At 63.8% G+C, this 12,416-nt stretch carries 10 protein-coding genes, 8 tRNA genes and 1 pseudogene; 14 read left to right on the top strand and 5 right to left on the bottom strand.

Annotated elements, in window-relative coordinates:
* Positions 1–125: 125 nt before the first annotated feature.
* Positions 126–1,133 (top strand): isocitrate dehydrogenase, encoded by a 1,008-nt coding sequence (locus PIQ37_RS14050; protein WP_209229021.1) that lies wholly within the window; start codon positions 126–128, stop codon positions 1,131–1,133.
* A 144-nt stretch (positions 1,134–1,277) separates the two neighbouring features.
* Here PIQ37_RS14050 and PIQ37_RS14055 read toward each other — a convergent pair whose 3' ends face one another.
* Complete coding sequence (locus PIQ37_RS14055; protein ID WP_342073918.1) at positions 1,278–2,078, bottom strand: Bax inhibitor-1/YccA family protein; 801 nt, start codon at positions 2,076–2,078, stop codon at positions 1,278–1,280.
* Positions 2,079–2,232: 154 nt separating this feature from the next.
* Here PIQ37_RS14055 and PIQ37_RS14060 point away from each other — a divergent pair.
* The 4 genes from PIQ37_RS14060 to PIQ37_RS14075 all read left to right on the top strand — a co-directional run bounded on the left by PIQ37_RS14060 (position 2,233) and on the right by PIQ37_RS14075 (position 2,693).
* Positions 2,233–2,309 (top strand) — tRNA-Pro (locus PIQ37_RS14060).
* Between the two features lie 44 nt (positions 2,310–2,353).
* Positions 2,354–2,430, top strand: a tRNA-Arg gene (locus tag PIQ37_RS14065).
* A 34-nt stretch (positions 2,431–2,464) separates the two neighbouring features.
* Positions 2,465–2,541 (top strand) — tRNA-His (locus tag PIQ37_RS14070).
* 76 nt (positions 2,542–2,617) lie between these two features.
* Positions 2,618–2,693: transfer RNA gene (locus PIQ37_RS14075), tRNA-Lys, on the top strand.
* 84 nt (positions 2,694–2,777) lie between these two features.
* Here the strand turns inward: PIQ37_RS14075 and PIQ37_RS14080 are convergent.
* The 4 genes and pseudogenes from PIQ37_RS14080 to PIQ37_RS14095 all read right to left on the bottom strand — a co-directional run.
* Positions 2,778–2,998, bottom strand: a pseudogene (locus tag PIQ37_RS14080) (integrase); the annotation flags it as partial.
* 202 nt (positions 2,999–3,200) lie between these two features.
* Complete coding sequence (locus PIQ37_RS14085) at positions 3,201–3,782, bottom strand: hypothetical protein (RefSeq protein WP_342073920.1); 582 nt, start codon at positions 3,780–3,782, stop codon at positions 3,201–3,203.
* Complete coding sequence (locus tag PIQ37_RS14090; protein WP_152240403.1) at positions 3,757–4,299, bottom strand: helix-turn-helix domain-containing protein; 543 nt, start codon at positions 4,297–4,299, stop codon at positions 3,757–3,759. Before PIQ37_RS14090 ends, PIQ37_RS14085 begins: the two co-directional genes overlap by 26 nt.
* A complete protein-coding gene (locus PIQ37_RS14095; RefSeq protein ID WP_152240402.1) occupies positions 4,296–4,703 on the bottom strand; it encodes a type II toxin-antitoxin system RelE/ParE family toxin in 408 nt (135 codons plus the stop codon). The genes PIQ37_RS14090 and PIQ37_RS14095 overlap by 4 nt, the downstream gene beginning before the upstream one ends.
* Positions 4,704–5,105: 402 nt before the next feature.
* On the opposite strand from PIQ37_RS14095, the gene PIQ37_RS14100 reads away from it, so the two are divergent.
* The 9 genes from PIQ37_RS14100 (at position 5,106) to PIQ37_RS14140 (ending at position 12,415) form a co-directional block, all read left to right on the top strand.
* Positions 5,106–5,190: transfer RNA gene (locus tag PIQ37_RS14100), tRNA-Leu, on the top strand.
* Positions 5,191–5,407: 217 nt separating this feature from the next.
* Complete coding sequence (tig, locus tag PIQ37_RS14105) at positions 5,408–6,703, top strand: trigger factor (protein ID WP_342073921.1); 1,296 nt, start codon at positions 5,408–5,410, stop codon at positions 6,701–6,703.
* Positions 6,704–6,842: 139 nt separating this feature from the next.
* Positions 6,843–7,469, top strand: coding sequence for an ATP-dependent Clp endopeptidase proteolytic subunit ClpP (gene clpP, locus PIQ37_RS14110; protein WP_017907831.1), 627 nt, complete (start codon positions 6,843–6,845; stop codon positions 7,467–7,469).
* 128 nt (positions 7,470–7,597) lie between these two features.
* The gene (gene clpX / locus PIQ37_RS14115) at positions 7,598–8,884 is read left to right on the top strand and encodes an ATP-dependent Clp protease ATP-binding subunit ClpX (RefSeq protein WP_017907830.1); all 1,287 of its coding nucleotides are present in this window, start codon (positions 7,598–7,600) and stop codon (positions 8,882–8,884) included.
* Positions 8,885–9,062: 178 nt separating this feature from the next.
* Positions 9,063–11,531, top strand: a complete 2,469-nt coding sequence (gene lon / locus PIQ37_RS14120; protein ID WP_342073922.1) for an endopeptidase La — start codon at positions 9,063–9,065, stop codon at positions 11,529–11,531.
* A gap of 128 nt (positions 11,532–11,659) precedes the next feature.
* The gene (locus PIQ37_RS14125; RefSeq protein ID WP_342073928.1) at positions 11,660–12,034 is read left to right on the top strand and encodes an HU family DNA-binding protein; all 375 of its coding nucleotides are present in this window, start codon (positions 11,660–11,662) and stop codon (positions 12,032–12,034) included.
* 11 nt (positions 12,035–12,045) lie between these two features.
* A tRNA-Val gene (locus PIQ37_RS14130) sits at positions 12,046–12,120 on the top strand.
* 27 nt (positions 12,121–12,147) lie between these two features.
* Positions 12,148–12,224, top strand: a tRNA-Asp gene (locus tag PIQ37_RS14135).
* A 117-nt stretch (positions 12,225–12,341) separates the two neighbouring features.
* A tRNA-Asp gene (locus tag PIQ37_RS14140) sits at positions 12,342–12,415 on the top strand.
* The last annotated feature ends 1 nt before the right edge of the window (position 12,416 follow it).

Below are 12,416 nucleotides of genomic sequence, written 5' to 3' on the forward strand. Positions count from 1 at the left end.
GCCGGCGGCCGTCCGGTTTTGGGCGCCTTCACCGGCTTCGGGCATAATTACCGCTGAAACCTCCTTGCGCCTGCAGCCCCGGTTCCCGGGCGGCGCTCCCCCTCTTGTACGGAAACCGCAACCCTATGACGCAGACAATCACGGTCATCCGTGGCGATGGCATCGGCCCGGAGATCATGGACGCCACGCTGTTCGTGCTCGACGCGCTGAACGCTGGCCTCACCTACGAATACGCCGACGCGGGCCTGGTGGCGCTGGAGAAGCACGGCGACCTGCTGCCGGCCGCCACGCTGGAGTCGATCCGCAAGAACAAGGTGGCGCTGAAGAGCCCGCTGACCACGCCGGTGGGCGAGGGCTTCAGCTCGATCAACGTGGCCATGCGCCGCCAGTTCGACCTGTACGCCAATGTGCGTCCGGCCAAGTCGTTCCCCAACACCAAGTCGCGCTTCGGCGCCGGCGTGGACCTGATCACGGTGCGCGAGAACACCGAAGGCGCCTACTTGAGCGAAGGCCAGGAAGTGTCCGCCGACGGCGAGACCGCGCTGTCGATGGCCAAGGTGACCCGCAAGGGTTCCGAGCGCATCGTGCGCTACGCCTTCGACCTGGCCCGCGCGACCGGCCGCAAGAAGGTCACCGCGGTGCACAAGGCCAACATCATCAAGTCCACCTCGGGCCTGTTCCTGAAGGTGGCGCGTGAAGTGGCGGCGAACTACCCGGAGATCGAATTCCAGGAAATGATCGTCGACAACGCCTGCATGCAGCTGGTGATGCGCCCGGAGCAGTTCGACATCATCGTCACCACCAACCTGTTCGGCGACATCCTGTCGGACCTGTGCGCCGGTCTGGTCGGCGGCCTGGGTCTGGCCCCGGGCGCCAACATCGGCGTGGACGCGGCGATCTTCGAAGCCGTGCACGGCTCGGCCCCGGACATCGCCGGGCAGGGCAAGGCCAACCCGTGCGCGCTGCTGCTGGGCGCGGCGCAGTTGCTGGACCATATCGGCCAGCCGCAGAACGCCGAGCGCCTGCGCAACGCCATCGTCGCCACGCTGGAAGCCAAGGACGGTCTGACCCCGGACCTGGGTGGCAGCGGCAACACCATGGGCTTCGCCAAGGCCATCGCCAGCCGCCTCTGAGCGTCCGGAAGATCGCAAAAAACAGAAAGGGCGCCCCAGGGCGCCCTTTCTTTTGCTCGGAAACTTGTCTGAAGCCAAGCCCGCCCATCGATCAAGGGGGGGGCGCTTTTACGATTCCCCAATCCCGATTCCCGACTCCCGGTTTCAATTCCGCGACTGCAGCTTCGACAGCAGGCGCAGGAACTCCAGGTACAGCCATACCAGCGTGACCATCAGGCCGAACGCGCCGTACCACTCCATGTACTTGGGTGCGCCCTGTTCGACGCCGCTCTCGATGAAGTCGAAGTCCAGCACCAGGTTCAGCGCCGCCACCACCACCACGAACAGGCTGAACAGGATGCCGACCGTGCCGGAGGCGTGGATGTACGGGATCTGGATGTTGAAGAAGCCAAGCACCATCGTGGCCAGATACACCAGCGCGATGCCGCCGGTGGCCGCGACCACGCCCAGCTTGAAGTTCTCGGTGGCCTTGATCATGCCGCTGCGGTAGGCGAACAGCATCGCGAACAGGGTGCCGAACGTCAGCAGCACCGCCTGCAGCACGATGCCGTTGAAGCGCACTTCGTACATCGCCGAGATCGATCCCAGGAAAAAGCCTTCCACCAGCGCGTACAGCGGCGCGGTGATCGGCGACCATTCCTTCTTGAAGATCGTGATCAGGGCCAGGATGAAGCCGCCGATCAGACCGCCCAGCGCGTAGCCGGCCACGGCCGGGGCGATCATCGCGTTGCCCGCGGCATCGATCGAGACCGACTGGCTCCAGGCGAATACGGCGGTGAGCGCGGTCAGCATCAACAGCACGCCGGTCTTGTTGGCGGTGCCGTTCAGGGTCATCGCACCGCTGTCGCGCGCGACGACCGTGCCGTTGCCGGGCGAGACCACGCTGCCGCTGTGCAGATCGAGGAAGGTGGATTCCTTCAGGGCGGGGTTGCCGCTGCGAAGCATGCTGTTTTCTCCTTCAAAATGGCGCATCGGCCGATGCCGATGGCAAGCCTTGAGCATAGCGCAGGCGATGTTGCGTGCATGCGACGTTGACAGCGGGCCGCAAGATTCCCACAATAGCCGACCTTTCCGGCCTTGGCCGCGAGGGATGTTCCGCCGGGGTATAGCGCAGTCTGGTAGCGCGCCTGCTTTGGGAGCAGGATGTCGGGGGTTCGAATCCCTCTACCCCGACCAATCCGATGTCCAACGGCGGAAAGGAATGCGACAATCCAGCCAGGGCGCCCGTAGCTCAACTGGATAGAGCACCGGCCTTCTAAGCCGGCGGTTACAGGTTCGATTCCTGTCGGGCGCGCCACATGGCGCCGGGCAGGAGATGCAAGGTTTCAATGGTGGCTGTAGCTCAGTTGGTTAGAGTACTGGATTGTGATTCCAGATGTCGGGGGTTCGAGTCCCCTCAGCCACCCCATTGATCGCGTGACCCGATGCTTCGCGGGGTGTTGCAACGAAGCAAAAAAGCACATAGAATGTGCGACTCAGTTTCAGGGCCGTTAGCTCAGTTGGTAGAGCAGTTGACTCTTAATCAATAGGTCCAAGGTTCGAATCCTTGACGGCCCACCAAACAAAACAGCCACTTAGCGCAAGCCAAGTGGCTGTTTTTCTATGTGTCGGGAAAATTCCCGGGAAAAATACTCCGGGTGTGCACTACTTGCGCGTCGGCGGCGGCACCAGCGGTAGGTCGTGGGCGTACCGGTTTGTCGTCTCCGGGTTTGCGTGTCCCGCGGCGTCTTGCTCGTTTGCTTGTCGCCCCGGTTGCCGGGGGTGTCGGTGATGTCGCGATGCTTCAGGCCATGCAGGCCGAACCGCGTTTCGGCGTCGATCACCTTCTCCTCGAGCGCCATAGCGATCATGCGCTGCCAGGCGCTCGTGGTGTACCGGGACGCCAACACCACCATCGTGGTCGTCTACGGCAGCAACGGCGAATACATCACCTCCTATGTGATCAAGTCTCCGCAGACTAAACCGCCGCAGTAACCCGTAGAGCGCGCCAACTGGCTCGCGGAGCCGAGTCGAACCCTGTTTTTTGGTGGAAAAAGAGAGGGCCGCTTGCACGGCCCCTCTCTTTTTCTAGTTCGCTTCAGTTTTCCGCTTGGTGGCTGGCTTCTTTGTCGCCAGCGTTCGCGCCTCCTTCTTACGGGAGCTTTCGACTGCTTCTGCTTTGGCGCGAGCTGCTTCCATCATCGAGGGATCGACCCCAAAGCTCTTCTGCAAGATATCTTCAAGCTTGTCTGTCTCAAAGAGCATCTCAACGTCAGAAGGTTCCAGCATCACGCTTGGGAGTAGCGCTGTGCCATATGGTGCGCGAGAGGACACTAGGGCCAGCATCTCTCGAGCACCAGAGTAGAGGATGCGCGCTACGTTTACGGCTACAACCTCAGGGTTGAACGCGCTTTTGTAGGCCTGTCGGCAACCGTCAACGTCGATGCGAAAGGTCACAAGAACTTGCAACGAGATTACATAAGGCCTGCTGTCATCGCTTTGATCGATGCTTAGCATGGCGAAATGGGATCCGTCAGAGTCGTACATGACCTGGGCGCGGACGACGATCGGTAGAGGCTCGTCTATGACACTTTGGCCAATGCTGGGTATCGCTCGTACGCTGACGATCGTGTACTCAGGGGCGTCAAGCTGCAATGGGCTCGGCTTCATCGTTCGCTGCTAGTTGCGTCAGTGCTTCATTAGCTTGGGTATACCCAGCGCGGTTTGGCATGGAGCTGTATCCGGATCTGCGTGCGGTTGATTGACGCGAATCAAGGTTTTGGCTCTGAGCCCAGATGTATGCAACGCTGCCCTCTCTTTTCGTGATTGCAGCAGCCGGAGCAAGCTCTTTTTGGGCTAGCCTGAAGTAGACGTCTCCGTCATCCTCCGTTGGGCTAAGAGTAAAGCTGGAGCGGCCCAAGCTAATGCTCAGGTCAACGGTGCCGCTAAGAGCTTGCACATACTGGAAGAGGGTGGAGAGTAGGAAGTCGCCGCGACCCTCGAACTTCGATACCGCAGCTTGAGACTTGCCAAGCTGTGTGGCGATTTCTTTTTGTGTGAGGCCAGCAGCTTCCCGAAGCGCGGCCAAGGGTAGGCTTCGCAGCGCATCTTGAAATGCTTGCTGCACATCGGCGTGGCCCTGAAGGCCGCGTGCACTCAGGAAATCTTCCAGGCGCATGGTACTCATTGTTGTCTTCTTCCCTTGGTTTTCTTGGCGACGACTTTGCTGGCCATATCGGCCGCATTCGTTTTGTCTAGATGGGCATCAAGTAGATCATCCGCAATGGGGATGAATTCCTCGTAGAACTCATCAACGCCGTAGGCGATCTTGTCGCCGCCGACGAGCAAGATCCCTCGACGCTTTGTGTCGAACGCAAAGAAGATGCGGAACTGCTTGTCCGCGCACTGAACACGAAGCTCCTTCATGTTGTGGTGTCGTGAACGGTGTATGCGATCCACGTGTGGACGGCCCAGAGTTGGTCCCTTAGCCGCAAGGAGCTGCATTGCCCCGGCCACCTTAATTTGTTCATTTCCCGAGAGTCCGTCGAAAAATTCCTGGGCCTCGGTGAGCAGTTCAACGACCCAGGTCATCAGGATAACCTTGGAGTTATTTTTCTACAACTGACTTCGTTGCGAAAAGTCAAGCGCCCCCCTTCATTCCTTGATCCGCCTGGGCCTTCGATCGCCAATCCTAGCCGACACGGGGGCTTCCAGCGAGCGACCGCGCGAGTAAAGCATGGCCATCGCCGTGCGGCTCCCCAAAGACCGCCGCGATGGTCGTGAAGGCGCGGCCTTCAGGGGATGGCCGGATCAAGGGCTCGGGAGCGAGGCCATCCAGGCCGGCGTTGGGGTATCCATCCGCAGATGGCATAAGTCCAAGGTTCGAATCCTTGAAGGCCCACCAAAACGAAAGGTACCTGCTCCGGCAGGTGCCTTTTTCTTTGCCGGCCGGCCTGCAACAATGTGCCGGCAGGCGCCGTCCGGCGCCGCAGCGCGAAAGTGGCGGAATTGGTAGACGCCCTGGTTTTAGGTACCAGTGCCGCAAGGCGTAGGGGTTCGAGTCCCCTCTTTCGCACCATCCCGGCGCCGCTTGCGCGGCCCGCCGCACCCCATGTCCCCCGTCCGCACCCCCGCCATGCCAGGCCTGCAGTGGCGCCGGCCCGACCCGGTGCGCTGGCAGGCACCGCGGGAATAGGCGAAACTATCCGGCTGCGGCGGCCGTCCCGTGCCCGCGTCAACCCGTCTTTACTACATCGTGCCGAGAGCCCCGTGGGCTCCCGGTGGCAGGAGTCCACATGCAAGCTTCGATCGAAACCACCGGTACCCTGGAACGGCGTCTGACCTTCACCCTGCCGGGGGATCGCCTGGAAACCCATGTCGGCGGCCGCCTGCGCGAAGTCGCGCGTACCGCGCGGATCAAGGGCTTCCGTCCGGGCAAGATTCCGGCCAAGGTGATCGAGCAGCGGTTCGGGCCGCAGATCCGCGCCGAGGCGCTGGACGGCCTGCTGCGCGAGACCTTCGACTCGGCCGTGCGCGAGCACGAGCTGCGCCTGGCCGGCAACCCGCGCATCGACCGTGCCGGTGACAACGAACTGCAGTTCGTGGCCACCTTCGAAGTGGTGCCGGACTTCGGCGACATCGACGTCTCGACGCTGCAGGTGATCCGCCACACCGCCGAGGTCACCGATGCCGACATCGAGCAGATGATCGAGAACCTGCGCCTGCAGCGCCGTACCTGGCAGCCGGCCGCGCGTCCGGCGCAGGACGGCGACCTGGTGACCCTGGAGACCTGGTCGCAGGTCGGCGACGAGCGTCTGCCGGCCGAGGGCGTTGAGAAGGGCAGCAGCGTGATCGGCTCGGGCGTCATGTTCCCGGCGATCGAACAGGGCCTGATCGGCCTGTCCAAGGACGAAGAGAAGACGCTGACCGTCGACTTCCCGGCCGACTGGCGCGTGCCGCAGTTCGCCGGCAAGCAGGTCCAGGTCCATGTGAAGGCGGTCGACGTCGCCGTGCCGGTGCTGCCGGAAGTGGACAAGGAGTTCATCAAGAGCTTCGGCGTGAAGAGCGGCGATGCCGAGCAGTTCCGCAAGGACATCCGCATCAACCTCGAGCGCGAGCTCAAGGGCGCGCTGATGAACCGCCTGCGTCGCGAAGTCGGCGAGCAGCTGATCGCCGCCTACGCCTCGGTCGAGATGCCGCCGCGCCTGGTCGAGAACGAAGCGCGCGCCATGCTGGCGCAGCAGGTCGAGCAGATGCGCCGTTCGGGCCGCGACCCGGGCCAGGTGCCGGACGACGCCCACCAGGGCTTCATGGACGCCGCGCGCAAGCGCGTGCTGGTCGGCCTGCTGGTCGGCGAGGTCGCCCGCCGCAACGAACTGCGCCTGGACCCGAAGCGGGTCTCGGAGACGCTACGCCTGATCGCCTCGACCTACGAAGAGCCGGAACAGGTCATTGAGATGTACCGCAACGATCCCCAATTGATGGGGGGGCTGCAGAGCCGCGTGATGGAAGAGCAGGTGATCGACTGGATCGCCGAGCGCGCCCAGCACACCGAGCAGGCGATGTCGTTCCAGGACGCGATCCGTCAATAAGACGACGCGTCGCCGCGTTGCGCAGCCGACCTGCGCGACGCGGATCCCGTTTCATCCCCGCGGCGGCGGGGCGCAACACGATGCGAAGCCCTGCACACCCCCGTGCAGGGACGGACCCCGAGCAGCAGGAGATCACCGCGTGGACAATGTGACCAAGGCCTTGAATCTGGTTCCGATGGTGGTCGAACAGACCAGCCGCGGCGAGCGCGCCTACGACATCTATTCGCGCCTGCTGAAGGAGCGCCTGATCTTCCTGGTCGGCCCGATCGACGACCACATGGCCAATGTGATCGTGGCGCAGCTGCTGTTCCTGGAAGCGGACAATCCGGAGAAGGACATCAGCATCTACATCAACTCGCCGGGTGGCGTGGTCACCGCCGGCATGGCGATCTACGACACCATGCAGTACATCAAGCCGGACGTGAGCACCATCTGCGTCGGCCAGGCCGCCTCGATGGGCGCGCTGCTGCTGGCGTCGGGCGCGGCCGGCAAGCGCTATGCGCTGCCGAACTCGCGGGTGATGATCCACCAGCCGCTGGGCGGCTTCCAGGGCCAGGCCACCGACATCGACATCCACGCCCGCGAGATCCTGACGCTGCGCGCGCGGCTGAACGAAATCCTGGCCAAGCACACCGGCCAGTCGCTGGAAACCATCGCCCGCGACACCGAACGCGACAACTTCAAGAGCGCCGTCGATGCGCAGGCCTACGGCCTCGTCGACCAGGTCCTGGAGCGTCGTCCGGATGAGTCCATCCAGCCGGCATAAGGCTTGCATGTACTGCAAAACGCAGCGTATTCCGCAGGGCCGGGGTCGGGCTAGCGTCCTCCCGGCCCTGTGCTATTCTCGAAATCGAACCCCCGTTCATCGGGTGGGGTAACTGGGTAAGCGAAGCAATGAGCGAAGACCGGCAAGGCCGTTCCGGCGACAGCAACAAGATCCTGTACTGCTCGTTCTGCGGCAAGAGTCAACACGAGGTCCGTAAGCTGATCGCCGGGCCCAGCGTGTTCATCTGCGACGAATGCGTCGAGTTGTGCAACGACATCATCCGCGAGGAGCTCGAGGAGAAGGCGCAGTCGGCACGCAGCAGCCTGCCCAAGCCGCGCGAGATCCTGGAAGTGCTCGACCAGTACGTGATCGGCCAGCAGCGCGCCAAGCGCACGCTCGCCGTGGCCGTGTACAACCACTACAAGCGCATCGAGAGCCGGCAGAAGAACGACGAGGTCGAACTGGCCAAGTCGAACATCCTGCTGGTCGGTCCGACCGGCTCGGGCAAGACGCTGCTGGCCGAGACGCTGGCGCGCCTGCTCAACGTGCCGTTCACCATCGCCGATGCGACCACGCTGACCGAGGCCGGCTACGTCGGCGAGGACGTGGAGAACATCATCCAGAAGCTGCTGCAGAAGTGCGACTACGACGTCGACAAGGCGCAGCAGGGCATCGTCTACATCGACGAGATCGACAAGATCTCGCGCAAGAGCGAGAACCCGTCGATCACCCGCGACGTGTCCGGCGAAGGCGTGCAGCAGGCGCTGCTGAAGCTGATCGAAGGCACGGTCGCCTCGGTGCCGCCGCAGGGCGGGCGCAAGCATCCGCAGCAGGAATTCCTGCAGGTGGACACCAAGAACATCCTGTTCATCTGCGGCGGCGCGTTCGCCGGCCTGGACAAGGTGATTCAGCAGCGCTCCAACGACGCCGGCGGCATCGGCTTCGGCGCCAAGGTGAAGAGCTCCGAGCGCAAGCGCGAGGTCGGCAAGATCCTGGCCGACGTCGAGCCGGAAGACCTGATCAAGTTCGGCCTGATCCCCGAGTTCGTCGGCCGCCTGCCGGTGGTCGCCACGCTCGAGGAACTGGACGAGCCGGCGCTGATCAAGATCCTCACCGAGCCGAAGAACGCCATCACCAAGCAGTTCAAGAAGCTGTTCGAGATGGAAGGCGTGGAGCTGGAGTTCCGCCAGGACGCGCTGCTGGCCATCGCCAAGAAGGCGCTCAAGCGCAAGACCGGCGCGCGCGGCCTGCGCACCATCGTCGAGTCGGTGCTGCTGGACACTATGTACGAGCTGCCGTCGCAGGAAAACGTCAGCAAGGTGGTGGTGGACGAGTCGGTGATCGAGCACAAGTCCGAGCCGTACCTGATCTACCAGACCCCGCCGGCGGCGCCCAAGGTCGCCTCCGCGGAGTGACCCTGGGCAGGCGCTGCGCGGCGACCCTGTCGCGCGCCCCGTGCCTGCCGGTAAGTCGCTGAAACATAAAGGGGTTCTGCGCTGCCCTTGCATCGTCCAGCCGATGGCCCCATAACGGGGCCATCGGCGTTTTTATGGCCGCCCGCATCGCGTTCCCGCCTCCCAAATCGGAATCCTCATGGCCCAGTCCCAATCCGAAGTCCTCGACCTGCCGGTCCTGCCGTTGCGCGACGTCGTGGTCTTCCCGCACATGGTCATCCCGTTGTTCGTCGGTCGCGACAAATCCATGCGCGCGCTCGAGCACGCGATGGAGGCCGACAAGCGCATCCTGCTGGTCGCGCAGAAGTCCGCCGAGACCGACGACCCGGCGGCGGCCGACCTGTACAACGTCGGCACGCTGGCGCAGGTGCTGCAACTGCTGAAGCTGCCCGACGGCACCATCAAGGTGCTGGTCGAGGGCCTGTCGCGGGTCAGCGTCGACAAGGTCGCCGAGCGCGACGGCGCGCTGCAGGGCGAAGGCCGCGAAATCGACGCCGCCGAATCGCGCGAGGAGCGCGAGGTCGAGGCGATCGCGCGTTCGCTGATGTCGCTGTTCGAGCAGTACGTCAAGACCAACCGCAAGCTGCCGCCGGAGTTGCTGCAGACCTTGTCGGGCATCGACGAGCCCGGCCGCCTGGCCGACACCATCGCCGCGCACATCGGCGTGCGCCTGGCCGACAAGCAGCGCCTGCTGGAAACCCTGGAAGTGGGCGAGCGCCTGGAGATGCTGGTTGGCCTGGTCGACGGCGAGATCGACGTGCAGCAGCTGGAGAAGCGCATCCGCGGCCGGGTCAAGTCGCAGATGGAGAAGAGCCAGCGCGAGTACTACCTCAACGAGCAGATGAAGGCGATCCAGAAGGAACTGGGCGACCTCGACGACGCGCCGGGCGAACTGGAGGAACTGGCGCGCAAGATCGCCGAGGCCGGCATGCCCAAGCCGGTGGAGACCAAGGCCAAGGCCGAACTCAACAAGCTCAAGCAGATGTCGCCGATGTCGGCCGAAGCCGCGGTGGTGCGCAACTACCTCGACTGGCTGCTGGGCGTGCCGTGGAAGAAGCGCAGCAAGGTGCGCAAGGACCTGAAGGTCGCGCAGGAAACCCTCGACGCCGATCACTACGGCCTGGAGAAGGTCAAGGACCGCATCCTCGAGTACCTTGCGGTGCAGTCGCGGGTGAAGCAGATGAAGGGGCCGATCCTGTGCCTGGTCGGGCCGCCGGGCGTGGGAAAGACTTCGCTGGGCCAGTCCATCGCCAAGGCAACCAATCGCAAGTTCGTGCGCATGTCGCTGGGCGGCGTGCGCGACGAGGCGGAGATCCGCGGCCATCGCCGCACCTACGTCGGCTCGATGCCGGGCCGCATCGTGCAGAACCTCAACAAGGTCGGCAGCAAGAACCCGCTGTTCGTGCTCGACGAGATCGACAAGATGTCGATGGATTTCCGCGGCGATCCGTCCTCGGCGCTGCTGGAAGTGCTCGACCCCGAGCAGAACAACGCCTTCAACGACCACTACCTGGAAGTGGACCTGGACCTGTCCGAAGTGATGTTCGTGGCGACCTCCAATTCGCTGAACATCCCCGGCCCGCTGCTGGACCGCATGGAAGTGATCCGCATCCCCGGCTACACCGAGGACGAGAAGCTCAACATCGCCGCGCGCTACCTGGTGCCCAAGCAGCTCAAGGCCAATGGCCTGAAGCAGGATGAGCTGGAGATCGGTGCCGACGCGATCCGCGACATCGTGCGCTACTACACGCGCGAATCCGGCGTGCGCAACCTCGAGCGCGAAGTGGCCAAGATCTGCCGCAAGGTGGTCAAGGAGATTGCCCTGGCCGGTCCGCAGCCGGCAGCCCCGGCGAAGAAGGCCGCGGCGAAGAAGGGTGCAGCGCGCAAGGACAAGGCGCGGGTCAGCGTCGGCTCGAAGAACCTGGACAAGTACCTGGGCGTGCGCCGCTACGACTTCGGTCGCGCCGAGGAGCAGAACGAGATCGGCCTGGTCACCGGCCTGGCCTGGACCGAGGTCGGCGGCGATCTGCTGCAGATCGAATCGACCCTGGTCCCGGGCAAGGGTGCGGTGATCCTGACCGGCCAGCTCGGCGACGTGATGAAGGAATCGGCGTCGGCCGCATTGTCGGTGGTGCGTTCGCGCGCCGAGCGGCTTGGCATCGAGGCGGACTTCCTGCAGAAGCACGACGTGCACCTGCACGTGCCGGACGGCGCCACGCCGAAGGACGGCCCCAGCGCCGGCATCGCGATGGTGACCTCGCTGGTGTCGATGCTGACCAAGGTGCCGGTCAGGTCGGAGGTGGCGATGACCGGCGAGATCACCCTGCGCGGTCGAGTCTCGGCGATCGGCGGACTCAAGGAGAAGTTGCTGGCCGCCTTGCGCGGTGGCATCCGCACCGTGCTGATCCCCGAGGAGAATCGCAAGGATCTGGCCGACATCCCGGAGAATGTCACCCGCGATCTGAAGATCGTGCCGGTGAAGTGGATCGACGAAGTGCTGGACCTGGCACTGGAGCGTCCGCTCGCGCCCAAGCCCGCCGCCGACGCCGAACAGGCGCCGTCGCGGCGCAAGCAGAAAGCATCCTCGAACCCGCGCGTCAAGCACTGACGCGCGCTGAACCGCACCCGCGCAAACGGCTCAAACCCGCGCCGTTGTTGGCTTTTCGGCTTGCGCGGGTATGGGCCCGCTGGTATAAATGCAGCGCTTGCGAGCACCGCGAACGGGCGTGCTTGGTAGTGCAAAACATATCCATCGGGGTCTCGCCCCAGGCGAGGCAGGCCACGCCGACACCCGATCCTCAATCCGCGGTCTTCTGCCGCACATGGAGTCATCAAGAAATGAATAAAGCCGAACTGAACGACGCGATCGCCGCTGCCGCCGATATCTCCAAGGCCGAAGCCGGTCGTGCCATCGACGCCTTCGTGTCGGAAGTGACCAAGGCCCTGAAGAAGGGCGACAGCGTCACGCTCGTGGGCTTCGGCACCTTCCAGGTGCGCGACCGTGCCGAGCGCACCGGCCGCAACCCGAAGACCGGCGACTCCATCAAGATCGCGGCGTCGAAGAATCCGACGTTCAAGGCTGGTAAAGCGCTGAAGGATGCCGTAAACTAATCGACTCGCTAGGGTGCTTAGCTCAGCGGTAGAGCGTCTCCTTTACACGGAGAGGGTCGGGGGTTCGAAACCCTCAGCACCCACCAGGGCACCGAGCGACAAGTTTCAAAAGCGGAGTGGTAGTTCAGTCGGTTAGAATGCTGGCCTGTCACGCCGGAGGTCGCGGGTTCGAGTCCCGTCCACTCCGCCAGTTGTACCGAAGCCCCCGAGCGATCGGGGGTTTCGTTTCTCGCAGTCGCCGCCACACGCAAGCGTTGGCCCGGTCGCTGCGGGAAAGCGGGCCTCGCGCCCGCCTCCGTTCAAACGCGGAGTGGTAGTTCAGTCGGTTAGAATGCTGGCCTGTCACGCCGGAGGTCGCGGGTTCGAGTCCCGTCCACTCCGC

The organism is Xanthomonas protegens, assembly GCF_038442435.1.
Lineage (GTDB): Bacteria > Pseudomonadota > Gammaproteobacteria > Xanthomonadales > Xanthomonadaceae > Xanthomonas_A > Xanthomonas_A sontii.

Excerpts from the sequence above, each read along its gene's own strand:
- clpX (WP_017907830.1), top strand. The coding sequence starts at position 7,598 with ATGAGCGAAGACCGGCAAGGCCGTTCCGGCGACAGCAACAAGATCCTG.
- PIQ37_RS14085 (WP_342073920.1), bottom strand. The coding sequence starts at position 3,782 with ATGAAGCCGAGCCCATTGCAGCTTGACGCCCCTGAGTACACGATCGTC.
- PIQ37_RS14055 (WP_342073918.1), bottom strand. The coding sequence starts at position 2,078 with ATGCTTCGCAGCGGCAACCCCGCCCTGAAGGAATCCACCTTCCTCGAT.
- lon (WP_342073922.1), top strand. The coding sequence starts at position 9,063 with ATGGCCCAGTCCCAATCCGAAGTCCTCGACCTGCCGGTCCTGCCGTTG.
- PIQ37_RS14050 (WP_209229021.1), top strand. The coding sequence starts at position 126 with ATGACGCAGACAATCACGGTCATCCGTGGCGATGGCATCGGCCCGGAG.
- PIQ37_RS14095 (WP_152240402.1), bottom strand. The coding sequence starts at position 4,703 with ATGACCTGGGTCGTTGAACTGCTCACCGAGGCCCAGGAATTTTTCGAC.
- tig (WP_342073921.1), top strand. The coding sequence starts at position 5,408 with ATGCAAGCTTCGATCGAAACCACCGGTACCCTGGAACGGCGTCTGACC.
- PIQ37_RS14090 (WP_152240403.1), bottom strand. The coding sequence starts at position 4,299 with ATGAGTACCATGCGCCTGGAAGATTTCCTGAGTGCACGCGGCCTTCAG.